The organism is Micromonospora sp. DT233, assembly GCF_049841815.1.
In the GTDB taxonomy this organism is placed as follows: Bacteria; Actinomycetota; Actinomycetes; order Mycobacteriales; family Micromonosporaceae; genus Micromonospora.
Genome location: NZ_JBNCLB010000004.1, coordinates 326,893 through 345,918 on the forward strand (window position 1 = coordinate 326,893; position 19,026 = coordinate 345,918).

Annotated in this window: 16 protein-coding genes and 1 tRNA gene; 11 read left to right on the plus strand and 6 right to left on the minus strand. The window is 73.1% G+C overall.

Features of this window, described 5'->3' with window-relative positions:
• Positions 1-6 precede the first annotated feature (6 nt).
• On the minus strand, positions 7-1,542 hold the full coding sequence (locus ACLQ2V_RS12595) for a protein kinase domain-containing protein (RefSeq protein WP_425718609.1): 1,536 nt from the start codon (positions 1,540-1,542) through the stop codon (positions 7-9).
• A 242-nt stretch (positions 1,543-1,784) separates the two neighbouring features.
• Between ACLQ2V_RS12595 and ACLQ2V_RS12600 the strand changes: the two genes are divergently transcribed.
• Together ACLQ2V_RS12600 and ACLQ2V_RS12605 are read left to right on the plus strand one after the other, a co-directional pair.
• The gene (locus ACLQ2V_RS12600; protein WP_425718610.1) at positions 1,785-2,255 is read left to right on the plus strand and encodes an RrF2 family transcriptional regulator; all 471 of its coding nucleotides are present in this window, start codon (positions 1,785-1,787) and stop codon (positions 2,253-2,255) included.
• Positions 2,256-2,468: 213 nt separating this feature from the next.
• Positions 2,469-3,470 carry a sulfite exporter TauE/SafE family protein gene (locus ACLQ2V_RS12605; RefSeq protein WP_425718832.1) on the plus strand — a complete coding sequence of 334 codons (1,002 nt, stop codon included), beginning with the start codon at positions 2,469-2,471 and terminating at the stop codon, positions 3,468-3,470.
• A 416-nt stretch (positions 3,471-3,886) separates the two neighbouring features.
• Here ACLQ2V_RS12605 and ACLQ2V_RS12610 read toward each other — a convergent pair whose 3' ends face one another.
• Positions 3,887-5,326: a pyridoxal-dependent decarboxylase gene (locus tag ACLQ2V_RS12610; protein ID WP_425718611.1), complete on the minus strand. Its 1,440-nt coding sequence runs from the start codon at positions 5,324-5,326 to the stop codon at positions 3,887-3,889.
• Between the two features lie 242 nt (positions 5,327-5,568).
• On the opposite strand from ACLQ2V_RS12610, the gene ACLQ2V_RS12615 reads away from it, so the two are divergent.
• A complete protein-coding gene (locus ACLQ2V_RS12615; RefSeq protein WP_425718612.1) occupies positions 5,569-7,842 on the plus strand; it encodes a cellulose binding domain-containing protein in 2,274 nt (757 codons plus the stop codon).
• A gap of 199 nt (positions 7,843-8,041) precedes the next feature.
• Here ACLQ2V_RS12615 and ACLQ2V_RS12620 read toward each other — a convergent pair whose 3' ends face one another.
• Positions 8,042-9,052, minus strand: coding sequence for an LLM class flavin-dependent oxidoreductase (locus ACLQ2V_RS12620; protein ID WP_425718613.1), 1,011 nt, complete (start codon positions 9,050-9,052; stop codon positions 8,042-8,044).
• A gap of 56 nt (positions 9,053-9,108) precedes the next feature.
• The gene (locus ACLQ2V_RS12625; protein ID WP_425718614.1) at positions 9,109-9,588 is read right to left on the minus strand and encodes an Lrp/AsnC family transcriptional regulator; all 480 of its coding nucleotides are present in this window, start codon (positions 9,586-9,588) and stop codon (positions 9,109-9,111) included.
• Positions 9,589-9,690: 102 nt separating this feature from the next.
• On the opposite strand from ACLQ2V_RS12625, the gene ACLQ2V_RS12630 reads away from it, so the two are divergent.
• On the plus strand, positions 9,691-10,851 hold the full coding sequence (locus ACLQ2V_RS12630) for a trans-sulfuration enzyme family protein (protein WP_425718615.1): 1,161 nt from the start codon (positions 9,691-9,693) through the stop codon (positions 10,849-10,851).
• Between the two features lie 61 nt (positions 10,852-10,912).
• Here ACLQ2V_RS12630 and ACLQ2V_RS12635 read toward each other — a convergent pair whose 3' ends face one another.
• The gene (locus ACLQ2V_RS12635; RefSeq protein ID WP_425718616.1) at positions 10,913-11,662 is read right to left on the minus strand and encodes a terminase gpP N-terminus-related DNA-binding protein; all 750 of its coding nucleotides are present in this window, start codon (positions 11,660-11,662) and stop codon (positions 10,913-10,915) included.
• 33 nt (positions 11,663-11,695) lie between these two features.
• Positions 11,696-11,772, minus strand: a tRNA-Leu gene (locus ACLQ2V_RS12640).
• A gap of 92 nt (positions 11,773-11,864) precedes the next feature.
• On the opposite strand from ACLQ2V_RS12640, the gene ACLQ2V_RS12645 reads away from it, so the two are divergent.
• The 7 genes from ACLQ2V_RS12645 (at position 11,865) to ACLQ2V_RS12675 (ending at position 19,003) form a co-directional block, all read left to right on the plus strand.
• Entirely contained in the window at positions 11,865-12,485 is a 621-nt protein-coding gene (locus ACLQ2V_RS12645; RefSeq protein ID WP_425718617.1) for an ANTAR domain-containing response regulator, read from the plus strand.
• A 91-nt stretch (positions 12,486-12,576) separates the two neighbouring features.
• Positions 12,577-13,758, plus strand: a complete 1,182-nt coding sequence (locus ACLQ2V_RS12650; protein ID WP_425718618.1) for a hypothetical protein — start codon at positions 12,577-12,579, stop codon at positions 13,756-13,758.
• Between the two features lie 266 nt (positions 13,759-14,024).
• A complete protein-coding gene (locus ACLQ2V_RS12655; protein WP_425718619.1) occupies positions 14,025-15,194 on the plus strand; it encodes a branched-chain amino acid ABC transporter substrate-binding protein in 1,170 nt (389 codons plus the stop codon).
• Between the two features lie 94 nt (positions 15,195-15,288).
• Entirely contained in the window at positions 15,289-16,239 is a 951-nt protein-coding gene (locus tag ACLQ2V_RS12660) for a branched-chain amino acid ABC transporter permease (protein ID WP_425718620.1), read from the plus strand.
• Positions 16,236-17,390: a branched-chain amino acid ABC transporter permease gene (locus ACLQ2V_RS12665; RefSeq protein ID WP_425718621.1), complete on the plus strand. Its 1,155-nt coding sequence runs from the start codon at positions 16,236-16,238 to the stop codon at positions 17,388-17,390. The genes ACLQ2V_RS12660 and ACLQ2V_RS12665 overlap by 4 nt, the downstream gene beginning before the upstream one ends.
• Positions 17,383-18,303, plus strand: a complete 921-nt coding sequence (locus tag ACLQ2V_RS12670; RefSeq protein ID WP_425718622.1) for an ABC transporter ATP-binding protein — start codon at positions 17,383-17,385, stop codon at positions 18,301-18,303. Before ACLQ2V_RS12665 ends, ACLQ2V_RS12670 begins: the two co-directional genes overlap by 8 nt.
• Positions 18,293-19,003: an ABC transporter ATP-binding protein gene (locus tag ACLQ2V_RS12675; RefSeq protein ID WP_425718623.1), complete on the plus strand. Its 711-nt coding sequence runs from the start codon at positions 18,293-18,295 to the stop codon at positions 19,001-19,003. Before ACLQ2V_RS12670 ends, ACLQ2V_RS12675 begins: the two co-directional genes overlap by 11 nt.
• Positions 19,004-19,026 lie beyond the last annotated feature (23 nt).

Here is a 19,026-nt window from a genome sequence, read left to right on the forward strand (position 1 = left end):
GTCCTCCTACGGTTGGGGTCGGTTGGTGACGTCGGGGTGGGCCGCCCGGCGGCCCGGCCCGGCTGGGTGACCGTCCCGTGCGGGGTCGTGCGGTGAGGCGGCGTCCTGCGGTAGGGCGGCGGCGTGCGGTGCCCGGACCGTGGGCAACGCGCTGGCGACCAGCAGACGGACACCGTAGACCACGACGAACGTCACCGCCCCGATGCCGGCGGCGGTGCCCACGGCGGTGGACGCCACGTAGCCGGTCGCCGCCCCCACCGCGCCGAGGAAGATGGCCGTCGAGATGCCCCACGCGTCGGCCCACTGCCGGCGCAGCCGCGCCGACCAGGTGTCCCGGGCGGACTCACGCCGGTCGCCCGCCGCACCGGTCGGCCCGGTCTCGGCGGCCGCCGGCGGCCACGCCGGCTCTCCCCGTCCGGCCCGCCCGTGCCACGCCGTCGCCCCGTGCGCCACCTGGGGGTACGCCGTCGACCCGTGCGCGGTCTGGGCGTACGCCGTCGTCCCGTGCGTCGGGGGCGGGTGGGCGGTCGCGTGGTGGGCGGTCGCCTCGTGCGCCAGCGGCGCGTGGGCGGTCCCGTGGTGGGCGGTCGCCCTCTGCGCCGGGGGCGCGTGGTGGGTCGTCTGGTGGGTCGTCGCCCCGGGGGGCGCAGGCTGCCGTGTCGTCGGCTGGCGGGGGACCAGGTGGGTGGCCGCGTCGGTGCCCTCGCGCAGCGCCGCCTGGATGGGCACCGGGGCCTCGGCGCGGGTGTGCCCCAGCAGCCGCAGCAGGACCTGCTCGGCCGGGGGCCGGGCCCGGTGGTCCTTGGCCAGGCAGTGCGCGACCAGCTCGGCCAGCGGGCCGGAGAGGCCGGCCAGCTCCGGCGGGTCGTGCAGGACCCGGTTCATCACCGCCACGATCGTCCCGGTGCCGAACGGTGGCCGGCCCGCCGCGGCGAAGGCGATGGTCGCCGCCCACGCGAAGACGTCGCTGGCCGGGCCGACCTCCTCGTCGCGGAACCGCTCCGGGGCCATGTACGGCGCGGTGCCCATGATCCTGCTGGTCACCGTCTCGGTGACGTCGAGCGCTCGGGCGATGCCGAAGTCGATGACCCGGGGCCCGTCCGCGCCGAGGACGACGTTGTCGGGCTTGAGGTCGCAGTGCACCACATCGGACTGGTGGATGGCGGCGAGCGCGGTGGCGGTGCCCACGGCCAGCCGGTGCAGGGCGTTGCCGGTGATCGGGCCCTGCTCGCGCACGTGCTGTTGCAGGGTGAGGCCCTCGATGTACTCGCTCACCACGTACGGGGGGTCGCTGTCCACGTCCGCCGCGAGGATCTGGGCCGTGCAGAACGCCGCGACCCGCCGGGCAGCGGCGATCTCCTTGGCGAACTGGGCCTTGGCGCGGGGGTGGTGGTGCAGGTCGACGTTGATCATCTTGACGGCGACCGCCGTGCCCTGCTCGTCGCGGCCCAGGTAGACCACGCCCTGGCCGCCCGCGCCGAGCCGGCCGAGCAGCTCGTAGGGGCCCGCCCGGACGGGGTCCCGCGGACCCAGCGGCGTCATCTCCGGCATTGCTGTCGCTGCCCCTATCGGCCTGGCTGCCTTCGGCTGGCGCGGGTGCGTCGTCCCGCGCGAACCGCTCGTCTCGCCACGTCGCGCGTCCTCGCCGCGTCGACACCGGTATGGTGCCACGACTGCGCCACCGGTGAGCACCTCGGCGTGCCGGCGGAGGGGGGATGCCGGTTCGGCCGTTCGGCCGAGGGGCGGCAGTCCGGCCGGCCGACCAGCCGACTAACCTCACCGACATGCGCCTCTCCGCCCGGGTCGACTACGCCCTCCGCGCCGCTGCGGAACTCGCGGCCGTCGCCGAGGGCGCCAACGGCACCCGGACCCGTCCGGTGACCGCCGAGCAGATCGCCAGGGCGCAGGAGATCCCGCCGAAGTTCCTGGAGAGCATCCTGCTGCAACTGCGCCGAGGCGGCATCGTGCACGCCCAACGGGGCCCCGAGGGCGGCTACTGGCTGGCCCGGCCGGCGACGGAGATCTCCCTCGCCGACGTGATCCGGGTGGTGGACGGGCCGCTGGCGCACATCCGGGGGCAGCGACCGGAGCAGCTCGGCTACCTCGGGGCGGCCCGCGCGCTGCAGGACGTGTGGATCGCCCTGCGGGCCAGCGAGCGGGAGATCCTCGAACTGGTCACGGTCGCCGACGTGGCCAACGGCACCCTGCCCGAGCGGGTCAGCGAGCTGGCCGCCGACCCGCGCGCCTGGACCTGACCGGCCGGACCGGCGTAGCGGCGGGTCACGGGAACGGGCCCGGGTCGGCCTGGCATGGGCTCCGCCGCCCGGCCGGGCCCGGCGCGACGGCGGGTTGCGGGGACGGGGGCCGTTCGGCGCGTCTCACCAGTCGATAGGGGACTTGACCCGGGCCGGCGCGTGGCGCATTGTCGACCAAGTTGATAGGAGATGCCGAAAAGTCGGGGGGCGCTCATGCGCAAACTGCTGGTCCTCGCCCTCGTCGGGCTGGTCGCGCAACTGATCGACGGCTCGCTCGGCATGGCCTACGGGCTGACGTCGTCCACCCTGCTGTTGGTCGCCGGGATCGCCCCGGCCGCCGCGTCGGCCTCGGTGCACCTGGCCGAGATCGGCACGACCCTCGCCGCCGGGGTGGCCCACTGGCGGTTCGGCAACGTCGACTGGCGGGTGGTGGCCCGCATCGCCGTGCCGGGCGCCCTCGGCGCGTTCGCCGGCGCGACCTTCCTCAGCGCCATCTCCACCGAGGCCGCCGCGCCCTGGATGGCCGCGATCCTGTTCACCCTCGGGGCGTACCTGCTGGTGCGCTTCTCCCGGCCGCTGCCCACCAACCGGACCGCCGGGCGGCTGCGCGGCCGGTTCCTCGGCCCGCTGGGCCTGGTCGCCGGCTTCGTCGACGCGACCGGCGGCGGGGGATGGGGCCCGGTCGCCACGCCGGCGCTGCTGGTCTCCGGCCGGATGGAACCACGTCGGGTCATCGGCTCGGTCGACACCGCCGAGTTCGTGGTGGCCGGCGCGGCCAGCCTCGGCTTCCTGATCGGCCTCGGCACGGAGGGCTTCCTGCTGCCGACCGTGGCCGCGCTACTCGTCGGCGGCCTGATCGCCGCCCCGATCGCCGCCTGGCTGGTCCGGATCGTTCCGGCCCAGCTCCTCGGCGCCGCCGTCGGTGGCGTGATCGTGCTGACCAACGCCCGCACCCTGGTCCGCGCCGGTGGCCTGCCCGCCGCCGCGCACTGGCTGGTCTACGGGCTGCTGGCCGCAGGCTGGCTCGCCGCCATCGTCCTGGCCGTCCGCGCCCTGCGTCGGGTACGCCACGCCCGCGCCACGGTCGAGGCCGCCGCCGGGCCGGCGCTGCCCCTGGCCCCGGAAGCGCTGCCGGCGGCTCCGGAAGCGCTGCCGGCGGCTCCGGAGGAGGCGGCTCGGGGGCGGACCCGCCCACTGGCCACCATGAAAGGCTGAAAGACCCGGCCGGCCCTCTCACCCGCCCCGGCCGCATCGGAGCGAGCGAACGGCCGAGGCGGGGGAGCGGCGGATACCTCTTCGGCGCTATCTGGAGCTGATGTCGTAGACGAATCAGGGGGACCCGTTCCGATCCAGGGATACGCAGTCCGCCTGATGTCGTAAACGACATCAGCTCCATAGCGTCCCGAACAGCCTTCCCACCTGGCCGAACGCCGCACGGACGGAGACCCGTGTCGCGCCGGCCCGTGTCGCGCCGGCCCGTGCCGCGCCGGCCCGTGTCGCGCCGGCCCGTGTCGCGCCGGCCCGTGCCGCGCCGGCCCGTCCCCAGATCCGCGCCGGTCCCCGCTCGCCCCGCCCTGCCGTCCCACCCGGCCCACTGGCCGGCGCCCCACCCAGCGCACTGGCCGACCGGGTCACTCGTGGACGGTCGGCAGCTTTTCGGCCGTCTCGCTCAGCAGTTTCCACGCCTCGTCGACGTGCTCCAGTGTGGTCAGGGGGGAGCCGACCGCCAGGCGCAGCGTGAACCGGCCGGCGACCCGGGTGTGGGTGAGCAGCACCCGGCCCGTGGCGTTGACCCGGCTCAGCACTTCGGCGCTGGCCTCGTCACCGGCGGCGAGACGGAAGCAGACCAACGAGAAGGGGTGCGGCGCGGCGAGCACGAAGCGGTCGTCGGCGCGGATCCGGGCGGCGAAGCGGTCGGCCAGGGCCACCCCGGCGCGGACGTGCGCCCGCAGCCCCTCCACCCCGTACCAGCGCAGCACGAACCAGAGCTTCAGGGCGCGGAAGCGGCGGCCCAACGGCACCTGCCAGTCCCGGTAGTCGATCACCGCGCCGGACTCGGAGGCCGCGTTGCGCAGGTACTCCGGCAGCACCGTCAGCGCCTCGATCAGCTCGCCGGAGTCGGCCACCCAGAACGCGTCGCAGTCGAAGCCGGTGAGCAGCCACTTGTGCGGGTCGAAGCAGTACGAGTCGGCGTACTCCAGGCCGGCGTGCGACCAACGCAGCTCCGGGCAGACCGCCGCCGCGCCCGCGTACGCGGCGTCGACGTGCAGCCAGACGCCGTACTCGGCGCAGATCGCGCCGATCTCCGGCAGCGGGTCGACGGCGGTGGTGGAGGTGGTGCCGATCGTGGCCACCACGATCGCGGGCACGTCGCCGGCCGCGAGGTCCGCCCGGATCGCCGCGCGCAGCGCGTCGGGGCTCATCGCCAGCGTCTGCGGGTCCACCTCGATCGTCCGGAGCCCGTCGCCGCCCAGCCCGGCGATCCGGGCGGCCTTCTCGATGGACGAGTGGCCCTCGGTGGAGGTGTAGGCGCGGTAGCGGCGGTCGAGCCCGGCGGCCCGCCACCGGCCCGCGCTGGCCCGGTGCAGCGCGGCGAGCGTGGCCACCAGGGTCGCCGAGGAGGCCGAGTCCTGGATCACCCCGCCGCCGCTGCCGCCCGAGCGGAACCGCTGCGGCAGATCGAGCAGGTCGGCCAGCCAGTCCAGCATCACCGTCTCCAGCTCGGTGGCGGCGGGGCTGGTGGCCCAGAGCATGCTCTGCACCCCGAGGCCAGAGCTGATCAGGTCGCCCAGCACGCTGGGGCCGGAGGTGTTGGCGGGGAAGTAGCCGAAGAAGCCGGGGTGCTGCCAGTGCGTCAGCCGGGGGGCGATCAGCGTGTCCAGGTCGGCGAGGACGGCCTCGACCGGCTCGCCCTGCGCGGTCGGCCCGCCCGCAAGCGCGGCGGCCAGCGCCCCCGGCGGCTCCGACGAGCCGACCGGGCGCTGCCCGAGGGTGGCCCAGTAGTCGGCGATCCAGTCCACCGCCGCGTGCCCGGCCCGGCGGAACTCCTCGGGATCCATGTGCTCAGCCATCCGTGAAGTCGATCAAACCCCGGCACCGCAGGCAACCCCCGGTACCGCCGGTCACCCGCCCGGCGTACTCGCCCGTGGTTGCCTGCGGGAAAGCGGTGTCCTAGCATTCGTGCTGCGCGGAGCCGAACAACGGACGTCGATGCGTCCGCTCATCGCCGCAGTGCGGCGCACACCTCCCGCCGGCCGGGGCAGGCCGACGGGGCACCGCGTCGCCGCGCGCCCGACCTCCCCGGAGGCACTCCGTGCACCACCGCAGCAGATTCCGCCGCCGCACCGCGCTCGTCGCCGCGGCGGCGGCCGCCACCGTCACCGCCGGCGCCCTCGGCGTCGTCACCGCCTCGGCCGCCGCAGCCGGCTGCCGGGTCGACTACCGGATCACCAACTCCTGGGGCGGCGGCTTCGGCGCCGACGTCACCGTGACCAACCTGGGCGACCCGGTCAACGGCTGGGCCCTGACCTGGGCGTACGCCGCAGGTCAGCAGGTCTCCCAGGCGTGGAACGCCACCGTCACCCAGTCCGGCACGCAGGTCACCGCCCGCGACGTCGGCTACAACGCGCCGATCGGCACCGGCGGCACCGCGAACTTCGGCTTCAACGCCTCGTGGAACGACGCCAGCAACCCCGTCCCGGCGAGCTTCGCGCTCAACGGCACGACCTGCACCGGCGGCACCGCCCCCACCAGCACCCCGCCGCCGACCACCACGCCACCCCCGACCACCACGCCACCCCCGATCACCCCGACCCCGACTCCCACCACGCCGCCGGCCGGGGCCAAGCAGCTCGAGGACCTCGACCGGGGGGTGATCAGCGTCCGCTCCGGCAGCGGGAACCTCGTCTCCTGGCGGCTGCTGGGCACCGAGACCTCCGGGGTGTCGTTCAACGTCTACCGGGGCGGCACCAAGGTCAACGCCACCCCGATCAGCGGGGCCACCAACTACCTCGACGCCGGGGCGGCGGCCGGTGCGGCGTACACCGTGCGGGCCGTGGTGAACGGCGCGGAACAGGCGGCCTCGGCCCCGGCGTTGCAGTTCGGCGCCGGCTACCTCGACGTGCCGATCCAGCCGCCGGCCGGGGGCAGCACGCCGAGCGGGGAGGCGTACAGCTACTCGGCCAACGACGCCAGCGTCGGTGACCTCGACGGCGACGGCGACTACGAGATCGTGCTCAAGTGGGACCCGTCCAACGCCAAGGACAACTCCCAGTCCGGCTACACCGGCAACGTCTACGTCGACGCGTACACCCTCACCGGCACCCGGCTGTGGCGCATCGACCTGGGGCGCAACATCCGCGCGGGCGCCCACTACACCCAGTTCCAGGTGTACGACTACGACGGCGACGGCCGCGCGGAGGTCGCCATGAAGACCGCCGACGGCACCCGCTCGGGCACCGGCCAGGTCGTCGGCTCCTCCTCGGCCGACCACCGCAACTCCGGCGGGTACGTCCTGGCCGGCCCCGAGTACCTGACCATGTTCAACGGGCAGACCGGCGCCATCGCCTCCACCGTCGACTACGACCCGCCGCGCGGCACCGTCTCCTCCTGGGGCGACAACTACGGCAACCGGGTCGACCGGTTCCTCGCCGGGACGGCGTACCTCGACGGCCAGCGCCCCTCGCTGATCATGGCCCGGGGCTACTACACCCGCGCGGTGATCGCCGCCTGGGACTTCCGCGACGGCACCCTGCGCAAGCGGTGGACGTTCGACTCGAACGCCTCCGGCAACTCGGCCGCCGCCGGCCAGGGCAACCACCAGCTCTCCGTCGCCGACGTCGACGCCGACGGCCGGCAGGAGATCGTCTACGGGGCCGCCACGATCGACGACAACGGCCGGCTGCTGTACTCCACCGGCAACGGCCACGGCGACGCCATGCACGTCGGTGACCTCGACCCGACCCGCGCCGGCCTGGAGGTCTTCAAGGTCGACGAGGACGGCAGCAAGCCCAGCTCGTACTTCGCCGACGCCCGCACCGGGCAGATCATCTGGTCCACCGCCGCCTCCGGCGACAACGGCCGGGGCGTGAGCGCCGACATCTGGGCCGGCAGCCCCGGCGCGGAGTCCTGGTCCTCGGCCAGCAGCGGCGTGGCCAACCCCCGGGGGCAGAACGTCGGCCGCAAGCCCTCCTCGGCGAACTTCCTCGCCTGGTGGGACGGCGACCCGGTGCGCGAACTGCTCGACGGCACCAAGATCGACAAGTACGGCACCGGCGGCGAGACCCGGCTGCTCACCGGCAGCTCGGTGGCGTCGAACAACGGCACCAAGTCGACCCCGGCGCTCTCCGGCGACATCCTCGGCGACTGGCGCGAGGAGGTCGTCTGGCGCACCAGCGACAGCACCGCGCTGCGCATCTACAGCACCCCGACGCCGACCAGCACCCGGATCTACACGCTGATGCACGACCCGCAGTACCGGGCCGCCATCGCCTGGCAGAACACGGCGTACAACCAGCCGCCGCACCCGGGATTCTTCATCGGAGACGGCATGGGCGCCCCGCCCGTGCCGAACATCTACCTGCGCTGAGCGCTCGCAGACAGGTGGCAGGCACCGGGCCGCAGCCGCGGAATCCGCACAGCTCCGGCCCGGTGCACCACACCGCGGCATCCCCGACCCGTCCCGACCGGGGAGTGCCGTACCACCACCGGAACCCAAGTTACCGGCGGACCGCGACGCGGGGGTGACGCCGGTATGAAGATCGTGTTTCGCCCGGCTGGCGGGCGGTTCACCCCTGGCGGCGCAGCCCGCCCACCACCTGCTCCGCGACCAGCTCGTAGGAGCGCACCCGATCCGCCACGTCGTAGACCATCGAGGTCAGCATCAGCTCGTCCGCGCCCGTGCGCGCCAGCAGGTCGGTGAGCTGCCCGCGTACCGTCTCCGGCGACCCCATCGCCTGCCCGTCGCGCCGGGCCAGGGCGAACTCCCGCTCCGCGGGCGTGTACGGGTACTCCGCCGCCTGCTCCGGCGTCACCAGGGGCTCCGGGCGCCCCGAGCGCAGCTTCAGGAACGACAGCGTGCTCGGCCCGGCCAGCCACTGCGCCCGCTCGTCGGTCTCCGCGCAGATCGCGTTCACCGCCACCATCGCGTACGGCTCGTCCAGGAACCGCGACGGCCGGAAGTGCTGCCGGTACAGCGCCAACGCCGGGATCGTGTGCTGCGAGCTGAAGTGGTGCGCGAACGAGAACGGCAGCCCCAGCAGCCCCGCGAGCTGCGCGCTGAACCCGCTGGAGCCCAGCAGCCAGACCGCCGGTTGCAGGCCCCGCCCCGGGGTGGCCGTGATCGGCCCGGGCCGCTCGCCGGAGAAGTAGTTCATCAGGTCCGTCAGCTCCCGGGGGAAGCCCTCGGCCGACAGCCCCTCCATCGTCCGGCGCAACGCCAACGCGGTGACCTGGTCGGTCCCCGGGGCGCGGCCGATGCCCAGGTCGATGCGGCCCGGGTGCAGCGCCTCCAGGGTGCCGAACTGCTCGGCCACCACCAGCGGGGCGTGGTTGGGCAGCATCACCCCGCCCGAGCCCAGCCGGATCGTCGAGGTGTGCGCCGCCAGGTGCGCCAGCAGCACCGCCGGGGCGGAGCTGGCGATGGAGGGCATGTTGTGGTGCTCGGCCACCCAGAACCGGCGGTAGCCCAGCTCCTCGGTGCGTCGGGCGAGCTCGGTGGTGTGCCGCAGGGCCTCGCCGACGGTGCCGTTGGCCGCGACCGGGGCAAGATCAAGAACAGACAGGGGTACGTCGATCACACCCGAACCCAAGCCGCCCCGCGCCCCGATTGTTCCCCGGGGCCGGCCCGGGTGGCTCAGCCCACCCCCCGGACCTGCTCGAAGATGAGGCTCGTCTGGGTGTGCTGCACCACCGGATCCACCGCCAGATGATCCAGTACGAAGTCGCGCAGCGCGTCGCCCGACGCGGCCCGCACGTGCAGCACGTAGTCCTCCGCGCCCGCCACGTGGAACACCGACACCACCCCCGGCAGCCGCACCGAGCGGGCCCGGAACGCGTCCACCGCCGCCCGCTCGTGCGCCGTCAACCGCACCGACACCAGCGCCTGCAACGGCAGCCCCACCGCCGCCGGGTCCACCTCCGCGTGGAAGCCCCGGATCGCGCCGGACTCCCGCAGCGCCCTCGTGCGGGTCAGGCACGTCGACGGGGCCACCCCCACCCGCTCGGCCAGGGCGTTGTTGGGCAACCGGCCGTCGCCGGCCAGCTCCGTCAGGATCGCGCGATCGACGTCGTCCAGGGCCGCGAAGGGCCGCACATCATGCGGTGCGAGGGGCATCCGCTCGTCCTTCCCCGAATTTCTGCTTGCCTAGCTGTCGGCAAGCAGAATGATATGCGGAACTATTGCCTCATGTCGCCCTCATGTTCGAAGCTTCCGATCATGACAACCGTGGACACCAGGGCAGTGCATGCCGGGCGCGCAGACCTCGCCGCCCTCGGCGTCCACGTGCCGCCCCTCGACTTCTCCACCACCAACCCGCTGCCCTCGGTCGACGCCGGCGGCGACGCGTACGAGCTGCTGGCCACCGGCGGCACCCTCCCCCCGGGCGGCAACCCCGTCTACCAGCGCCTCTGGAACCCCACCGTGGCCCGCTTCGAGACCGCCCTCGCCGAGCTGGAGGGCACCGCCGCCGCCGTCGCCTTCGCCAGCGGCATGGCCGCCCTCACCGCCACCCTGCTCGCCGCCACCCGCGACGGACGCCGGCACGTCGTCGCCGTGCGCCCCCTCTACGGCGGCACCGACCACGTCCTCGCCACCGGGCTGCTCGGCACCACCGTCACCTGGGCCCACCCCGACGACGTCGCCGCCGCACTCCGCCCCGACACCGCCCTCGTCATCGTCGAGACCCCCGCCAACCCCACCCTCGACCTCGTCGACATCGCCGCCCTCGCCACCGCCGCCGGCGACGTTCCCCTGCTCGTCGACAACACCGTCGCCACCCCCGTGCTCCAGCAGCCCGCCCGGCACGGCGCCGCCCTCGTCCTGCACAGCGCCACCAAGAGCATCGGCGGCCACGGCGACGTCCTCGCCGGCGTCGTCGCCTGCGACGAGGAGTGGGCCGCCCGGCTGCGCCAGGTCCGCGCCCTCACCGGCGCGATCCTGCACCCCCTCGGCGGGTACCTGCTGCACCGCGGCCTGCAGACCCTCCCCGTGCGGGTCCGCGCCCAACAGGCCGGTGCCGAGAAGCTCGCCGGCTGGCTCGCCGGCCACCGGGCCGTCACCCGCGTGCACCACCCCAGCGTCGCCGACCCCGCCGGGCTCGTCGGCCGGCAACTGGCCGGCACCGGCAGCCTGCTCGCCTTCGAGGTACGCGGCGGCGCGCCCGCCGCCGCCACCGTCGCGGGCGCCTGCCGGCTGATCACCCACGCCGTCTCCCTCGGCGGCGTGGACACCCTCATCCAGCACCCCGCCTCGCTGACCCACCGCCCGGTCGCCGGCGACGCCAAGCCGGTCGGCGGGCTGCTGCGGATCTCCGTCGGCCTGGAGGACCCGGAGGACCTGCGCGACGACCTGGCGCAGGCGCTCGCGGCGCTCGACTGACGGGGCCCGCCCGGTCCTCGCCGAGGGGCAGGGCCTCGGGCGTTCCGGGCCGGGGGTGCGGTCAGGACTTCGGGCCGACGTGCCGGTCCAGGGCGGCGACGGCCTCGCGGCGGGCCACCGAGAGGCAGTTGCGACGGCTCATCCGCCAGGCGACGCCCAGCAGGCCCAGCGCCCACTGGCACAGCCCCATGATGTCGGCCGACTCGTTGCTGAACATGTAGCGGGGGTAGACGTAGCCCTTGCCCCGCACGGTCACCCGGTTGGTTACCCGGCAGCCGTCGGAGTGGAACAGGCCGCGCACGAAGTCGCCGGGGTGGGCGACGACGAGCTCGCGCTGCCAGTCGGCGAGGACGATCGGCCGCTCGTGCTTCTTGCCCGGCCCGTGCTGGGGGAAGAGGCAGGGCCAATGGACCCCGTAGCTCTGCACACTGACGCATCCCTGCTGCTGAACCCGTTGCACCTTCGTCGCCAGGACCGCGCGCATGGCTGCTTCGCAGGCATCGATCAGCTCGGGCCAGGCATTCGCGCAGTAGACGCGGAGCACGGGGACCCGTGCGGTGGTGACCAGGTGGCCGTCGCCCAGGTAGAGCCCCAGGAGGTAGGCGTAGGCAGCCGGATCTGTCGGGTCGTCGACGCCGTCGCGGCAGCGGAAGCAGCGCAGCGCGCTGGCCTGCTGCTTGCTCTCCGGGCGATCCCTGCACCAGTGCCGGACCGTCGGATAGGGGAGGCCGACAGTGCGGGCGGTCTCGGCGACGGTCGCCCCGGAGAGGTAGAGGCGGCGGGCGCGCGCTCGGATCTCGGGTGGATGCACGCGCTCATCTTCGAACGCCTGTATGACAAGTTTTGGTGCCCTCGGTGGGATTCGAACCCACACTGTATGGATTTTGAATCCATTGCCTCCTGCCATTGGGCTACGAGGGCTTCCGTGGTCCGGCCCCGTCAGAGTACCTACTAGGCTAGGGGCGGCGACACCCGGCACGGCGGTGTCGGGCACAGACTGGTGGGAGTGGCTCGTGGCCGAGACGCAGACGGACGCCGCGCGCAGGCGGGTGTTGATCGCCGAGGACGAGGCGCTCATCCGGCTGGACCTGGCGGAGATGCTGATCGAGGAGGGCTACGACGTGGTCGGCGAGGCCGGCGACGGCGAGACCGCCGTCCGGCTCGCCGAGGAGCTCAAGCCCGACCTGGTCATCCTCGACATCAAGATGCCGATCATGGACGGGCTGGCCGCCGCCGAGCGGATCGCCGGCAACCGGATCGCCCCCGTGATCATCCTGACCGCGTTCAGCCAGCGGGACCTGGTGGAGCGGGCGCGGGCGGCCGGCGCGATGGCGTACCTGGTCAAGCCCTTCCAGAAGAGCGACCTGGTGCCGGCGGTGGAGATCGCGCTGTCGCGGTACTCGGAGATCGCCGCGCTGGAGTCGGAGGTCGCCGGCCTGACCGACCGGCTGGAGATCCGCAAGGCGGTGGAGCGCGCCAAGGGCGCGCTGATGACGACGTACGGGATGACCGAGCCGCAGGCGTTCAAGTGGATCCAGCGCACGGCGATGGACCACCGGCTGACCATGAAGGAGGTCGCCGAGCGGATCCTCGCCGAGACCGCCGGCGGCGAGATGGCCCAGCCGGCCTCCTGACGAACGGCCCGACCCGACCGGGCGGGCCGACCGGGCGGGCCCGCGCTCGCGGGGGCACCCGGTGTGGGGATCGGTCGATACGATCGGCGTCATGTCCCCTCCCCGCCTGCGGACGGTGCCCGGCGTGCTGGCGGCGTGCACGCTGCTGCTGACCGCATGCTGGTCGGACCCGCGCCCGCCACCGCTCGTCCCGGCGCGCCCCGACTGGCAGCCGGTGACCCTGCCGACGCCGCCGGGCGCGGCCGGGCGGCTGCTGCTGCGCGACGCGGCGGCCTGCGCCGGGCGGTGGTTCGTGGTGGGCGCGGTCGCGGACGCGGCGGGGGCGACCCGGCCGGCGGCCTGGTCCAGCGTGGACGGGCGGGCGTGGGCGTCGCTGCGTTTGGCGGCGCGCAGCGCGTACGGCGCGGAGAACGTGCTGACGGCGGTGGGCTGCCGCGACGGCGTGCTGGCGGCGGTGGGGGCGAAGAGCGGCGGGGTGCACGGCAATCCCCGGGTGAGCACCTGGCGGCAGCTCGCCGACGGCTCGGTGCGGGAGGTGCCGGCGGAGTTCGAGGTCTTCGGCGGCCCGGACGCGGTGAACGTGGGGCGGATCGCGGGCGGCCCGCAGGGGTGGGTGATCGCCGGCAACCGGGGCACCGGCGCGGCGGCCTGGTCCTCGCCGGATGCGACGGAGTTCCGGCTGGTCAGCGGGGTGCCGCCGCTGGCGTCGGGCGGCACCGGGCGGACCTGGGCGGCGGACGTGGCCGCGGCGGAGGCGGGGTGGGTGCTGGTGGGGTCGGCGGCGGGCCCGCCCGGCGGCGGCCCTGCGGTGTGGACGTCGTCGGACGGTCTGGGCTGGCAGCGGGAGGCGATCTCGGGCGCCGGGTCGGGCGATCTTCAGCGGGTGGTGCGGGTGGGGGACCGGCTGGTGGCGGTGGGCCGACGCGGCGACGGGCTGGGCGCCTGGACCGACGGGCCGGGTCCGGGGTTGGCGCGGAGCGGTTGGCGCGGGGGCGGGGCGTTGGGGCCGACGGAGGGCGCGTCGGCGCAGGTGGGGGGCCTGGCGACCGTGAGCGACGGCGCGCTGGCGGTGGTCCTGACAGACGCGGGCGGGGCGGCGTGGTTCACCACCGACGGTGGCGGGTGGTTCCCGGTGACGTTGCCGGGGCCGCTGCCGGTGGGCGCGGACCGCTCGGTGGCGCTCGCCGGCGCGGGGGATCGGGTGTTGCTGCTGGTCGACGGCGGTGGCCAGGTGGGCGCGTGGTCGGCCCGGTTGCCGGCGGGGGCCGGCTGAGGGTTGCACGGGTCTGTTACCAGTCAGTGTCGGATGTCCGGTTTCACCGGGCTGCCAAAAGTGTGTGTTACACCACGGCAGTGAAATCGGCCACGGAACGTAACGGTTAGATGAACCCCGCTGTCCAGGTCTACCCCGCCGACCCGCCGGTGGGATAACGTCCCGGCCCAGACCGGGTACGCGGTCGGTTCGATCCCCTCCTGCAAGAGCCAATTTCCACATTGCGGCGGGTGATTCGAGCCTTCGGACGGAGGAGGGTACGAGCCGTGAGGCAGAAGCTCGCACGGGTGCTGGGTGGCGTGGCCATCACCGCGCTCGTTTTGACTAGCGCGGTCGCCTGCAAGGCCGACAGTGGCAGTGAGGGTGGCGGTGGCGACAAGGCCGCCTGCGACCTGAAGATCGGCTTTTTCGGCCCGCTGACCGGCGACGCCGCGGGCCTCGGCATCCACATGCGCAACGGCACCAAGCTGGCGATCGACCAGTACAACAAGGAGAACGCCGACTGCAAGGTCGCCCTCTCCGAGTACGACTCGCAGGGTGACCCCGCCAAGGCCCCGCCGCTGGCGCAGAAGGCGGCGGGCGACACCAAGGTCGTCGGCATGGTCGGCCCGGCGTTCTCGGGTGAGTCCGAGGTGGCCGGCCCGACGTTCGACGAGGCTGGCCTGGCGGTCATCACCCCGTCGGCGACCAACCCGACCCTGACCACCAAGGGCTGGAAGATCTTCCACCGGGGCGTCGGCAACGACACCTCGCAGGGCCCGGCCGCCGGCCGCTACATCAAGAACGTGCTGAAGGCCGAGAAGGTCTACGTCGTCGACGACCAGTCGGCGTACGGCGTGGGTCTGGCCGACGAGGTCAAGAAGGTCATCGGCACCCCGGTCGGCCAGGACAAGATCCAGGTCAAGCAGACCAACTTCTCCGCGGTCGTCACCAAGATCGTCGGCAGTGGCGCGACGGCGCTCTTCTTCGGTGGTTACTACACCGAGGCGGGCCTGCTGCTCAAGCAGCTCAAGGGTGCCGGCTGGAAGGGCACCATGATCGCCGGTGACGGCGTCAACGATGCCAACTTCATCAAGGTCGCCGGTCAGAATGTCGCCGAGGGCACCATCCTGACCTGCCCCTGCGCCCCGGCCACCGCGGCCAAGGGCACCTTCGTGACCGACTACAAGGCGGCCTTCGAGAACGCCCAGCCGGGCACCTACGCCGACGTGTCGTACGACATCGCGAAGATCTTCCTCGAGGGCATCAAGGCCGGCAAGACCAGCCGGGCCGACCTCCTCGCCTTCGTGAAGTCCTACAACAAGGCCGGTGCCGCCACCGGTGTGACCTACAAGTTCGAGTCCAGCGGTGAGCTGGACCCGGCCCAGGTGCTGGTCTGGGCGTTCAAGGTCAGCGCGGGCCAGGTCGTCCCGGACGTCGAGATCCCGAAGGCGTAACCGGTTCGCCGGTCCCGCCAGGGATATCCATACGACGCGGCCGGGAGTCCTCCTCCCGGCCGCGTCGCGTGGCCGCACAGTTGGAGCCCTCACTTTGAACTTCGATGAGTTGTTCGGGAACTTCCCGACGCTGACCATCACCGGTCTGGAACAGGGCGCGATCTACGCCCTCATCGCCCTCGGCTACACCCTCGTCTACGGCGTTCTGCGTCTGATCAACTTTGCGCACTCCGAGGTCTTCATGGTCGGCACCTTCGCCGCACTGTGGACCTGGGGAGCCCTCGGCTACGACCAGAACTCCGCCGCCCCCGCCCTCGGCCCGCTGGTGCTGGCCCTGGGCGCCGGCCTCATCGTGGCGGGCGTCGCCTCCGCGGCGACCGCGGTGACCCTGGAGTTGGTCGCCTACCGGCCGCTGCGGCGGCACAACGCGCCGCCGCTGGCCTTCCTCATCACCGCGATCGGCGCGTCGTTCGTGCTCGCCGAGTCCTTCGGCATCGGCACCTCCCGGGCGCCCTTCGGGATGCCCACGCTGCTGCCCTCCGAGACGCTCTTCACGGTCTTCGGCGCCGCCGTCACCAACATCCAGCTGCTGATCTTCGGCGTGACGCTGGTGATGATGGTCGGCCTCGACCAGTTCGTGAACCGCAGCCGGATGGGTCGCGGCATCCGGGCGGTGGCCCAGGACGCGGACACCGCCGCCCTGATGGGCGTCAACAAGAACCGGGTGATCCTGCTGGTCTTCGTCCTCGGTGGCCTGATGGCCGGCTTCGGGGCGCTGCTGTGGGACGTCCGTTACGGCTTCACGAAGTTCAACGTGGGCTTCCTGCTCGGGCTGAAGGCGTTCGCGGCGGCGGTGCTCGGGGGCATCGGCAACCTGCGCGGCGCGCTGCTCGGCGGCCTGCTGCTCGGGGTGGCGGAGAACTACGCCGCCGGCCTCTTCGGCGGGGACTGGAAGGACTTCACCGGCTTCGTGCTGCTGATCGTGTTGCTGATGTTCCGGCCGACCGGCCTGCTCGGCGAATCTCTCGGGAGGGCGCGCGCATGACCGCCACCGTGGACAAGGGCCGACGTGTCGGCATGAAGGGCCGTTGGGCGGCCATGCCCAAGCAGGTCCGGTGGGCCGGGATCGCGGCACTGATCGTGCTGCTCTACATCCTGCCCAACAAGTGGTTCTACGAGTACCTGGGCTTCCCGATCGGCAGCGAGTACTTCGCGCTCTACACCACCCGGTCGGACTTCGCGGGTGTCCTCTTCGACACCGCGGTCTTCGTGCTGCTGGCCGTGGGGCTGAACGTGGTGGTCGGCTTCGCCGGCCTGCTCGACCTGGGGTACTTCGGCTTCTACGCGCTCGGCGCGTACACGGTCGCGCTGTTGACCTCGCCGGAGAGCCGGCTGGGCACGGAGTGGCCGTGGCTGGCGGCGGTGCCGATCGCGGTGATGGTCGCGATGATCTCCGGGGTGATCCTGGGTGGCCCCACGCTGCGGCTGCGCGGCGACTACCTGGCCATCGTGACCCTCGGCTTCGCCGAGATGATCCGCCTCTACGCCGCCCGCAACGAGGGCGTGCTGCAGGGCCAGCGGGGCATCCCGGCGATCCCGCACCCGCCGGGCACCGGCTCGGACGGCAAGCCGCTGTTCGGGGTGGTGGATTCCCGGCCGTACTACTGGCTGCTGCTGACGCTCATCCTGCTGGTGGTCGTGCTGGTGCGGAACCTGGCCAACAGCCGGGTCGGCCGGGCCTGGGTGGCGACCCGTGAGGACGAGGACGCCGCCGAGGTGATGGGCGTGCCGACGTTCAAGTACAAGCTCTGGGCGTTCGCCATCGGGGCGGCGGTGGCCGGCCTGACCGGCGCGGTCTTCGCCGGGAAGCAGACGTTCATCAACTCCGACCAGTTCGTGCTGGAGAGTTCCATCCTGGTGCTCGCGGCGGTCATCCTGGGTGGTGTCGGCAACATCAAGGGCGCCATCGTCGGCGGCGCGGTCACCTGGTACCTGCCGGAGTGGCTGCGCGGGGTCGGCGATCTGCTCGGGGTGGAGTTCGACGCGGCGGAGTACCGGATCCTGATTTTCGGCCTGGTCGTCATCGTGATGATGATCTTCCGTCCGCAGGGTATCGTGCCCAACCGGCGCCGGGCGGCGGAGTTCGCCGACCGACGCCAGGAGGCGGTTCCGCAGGAGAAGGTGTCCAGTGAGTGATCCGCAGATGAGAAGCGAGCGCGACCAGAGCAGCGACCGCGACGTCACCGCCGACGGCCGTAGCACGGTCGGGGTGCCGCCGGCGAAGGGCGACGACGGGCCCACCGGCGCGGCCCCGGCCAGGCGGGACGCCGGCGGCCGGGAGCCGCTGCTGGAGGTCGACGACGTCACGCTGCGCTTCGGTGGCGTGGTTGCCCTCGACAAGGTCAACTTCACCCTCTACAAGGGGGAGATCCTCGGCCTGATCGGCCCGAACGGCGCCGGCAAGACGACCTGCTTCAACGCCGTGACCGGCGTCTACCGGCCCACCGAGGGCGAGATCCGGTTCAAGGGGCAGCGCACCAACGGCAAGCGGCGGTCGTGGATCACCAAGGTCGGCATCGCCCGGACGTTCCAGAACATCCGGCTCTTCCCCGAGATGACCGCGCTGGAGAACGTGATGGTGGGCACCGACGTCCACCACAAGACCAGCGTCATCGCCGCCATGCTGCGCCTGCCGCGGCACTGGCGCGAGGAGCGGGAGGGCCGGGAGAAGTCCCTGGAGCTGCTGCGCTTCGTCGGCATCGAGCGGCGCGCCAACGACCTGGCCCGCAACCTCTCCTACGGCGAACAGCGCCGCCTGGAGATCGCCCGGGCGCTCGCCACCGATCCCGCCCTGCTCTGCCTGGACGAGCCGGCCGCCGGCTTCACCCCGGCGGAGAAGGAGGAGCTGCTCGGCCTGATCCGGCTGATCCGCGACAACGGCACGACCGTGCTGCTGATCGAGCACGACATGCGGCTGGTGATGGGCGTCACCGACCGGATCGTCGTGCTGGAGTTCGGCAAGAAGATCGCCGAGGGGTTGCCGGCCGAGGTCCGGGACGACCCGAAGGTGATCGCCGCGTACCTGGGGGTGCCGACCGATGCTGCTTGAGATCAAGGACCTGACCCTGCTCTACGGGCGCATCCAGGCCCTGCACGGGATCAGCCTGGTGGTCAACGAGGGCGAGGTGGTCGCGCTCATCGGCGCCAACGGCGCGGGCAAGACCACCACGATGCGGGCGATCTCCGGGCTGCGCCCGGTGGCCCAGGGCTCCATCGTCTTCGACGGCACCGACGTCACCCGGATGCGGGCCGACCTGCGGGTCACCCGGGGCATCGGCCAGGCGCCGGAGGGTCGGGGCGTCTTCCCCGGCATGACGGTGATGGAGAACCTGGAGATGGGGGCGTACACCCGCCGGGACAAGGCGGAGATCGCCAAGGACATGGCGATGGTGCTGGACCTGTTCCCCCGGCTGGCCGAGCGGCGCAAGCAGGCCGGCGGCACCCTCTCCGGCGGTGAGCAGCAGATGTTGGCCGTGGGGCGGGCGCTGATGGCCCGGCCGAAGCTGCTGCTGCTCGACGAGCCGTCGATGGGGCTGGCGCCGAAGCTGATCCAGCAGATCTTCGAGATCATCACCCGGATCAACCAGCAGGGCACCACGATCCTGCTGGTGGAGCAGAACGCCCAGCAGGCGCTCTCCCGCGCCCACCGGGGTTACGTGCTGGAGACCGGCCGGATCGTCAAGGAGGGCACCGGCCAGGACCTGCTGCACGACCCGGCGGTCAAGGAGGCGTACCTCGGCGTGGCCTGAGCACGCACCGCCGGCGGCCGTCC

Coding starts and splice junctions, on each gene's coding strand:
- ACLQ2V_RS12605 (WP_425718832.1), top strand. CDS start 2,469: ATGCGCAAACTGCTGGTCCTCGCCCTCGTCGGGCTGGTCGCGCAACTG.
- ACLQ2V_RS12630 (WP_425718615.1), top strand. CDS start 9,691: ATGACAACCGTGGACACCAGGGCAGTGCATGCCGGGCGCGCAGACCTC.
- ACLQ2V_RS12665 (WP_425718621.1), top strand. CDS start 16,236: ATGACCGCCACCGTGGACAAGGGCCGACGTGTCGGCATGAAGGGCCGT.
- ACLQ2V_RS12610 (WP_425718611.1), bottom strand. CDS start 5,326: ATGGCTGAGCACATGGATCCCGAGGAGTTCCGCCGGGCCGGGCACGCG.
- ACLQ2V_RS12595 (WP_425718609.1), bottom strand. CDS start 1,542: ATGACGCCGCTGGGTCCGCGGGACCCCGTCCGGGCGGGCCCCTACGAG.
- ACLQ2V_RS12625 (WP_425718614.1), bottom strand. CDS start 9,588: ATGCCCCTCGCACCGCATGATGTGCGGCCCTTCGCGGCCCTGGACGAC.
- ACLQ2V_RS12600 (WP_425718610.1), top strand. CDS start 1,785: ATGCGCCTCTCCGCCCGGGTCGACTACGCCCTCCGCGCCGCTGCGGAA.
- ACLQ2V_RS12650 (WP_425718618.1), top strand. CDS start 12,577: ATGTCCCCTCCCCGCCTGCGGACGGTGCCCGGCGTGCTGGCGGCGTGC.
- ACLQ2V_RS12675 (WP_425718623.1), top strand. CDS start 18,293: ATGCTGCTTGAGATCAAGGACCTGACCCTGCTCTACGGGCGCATCCAG.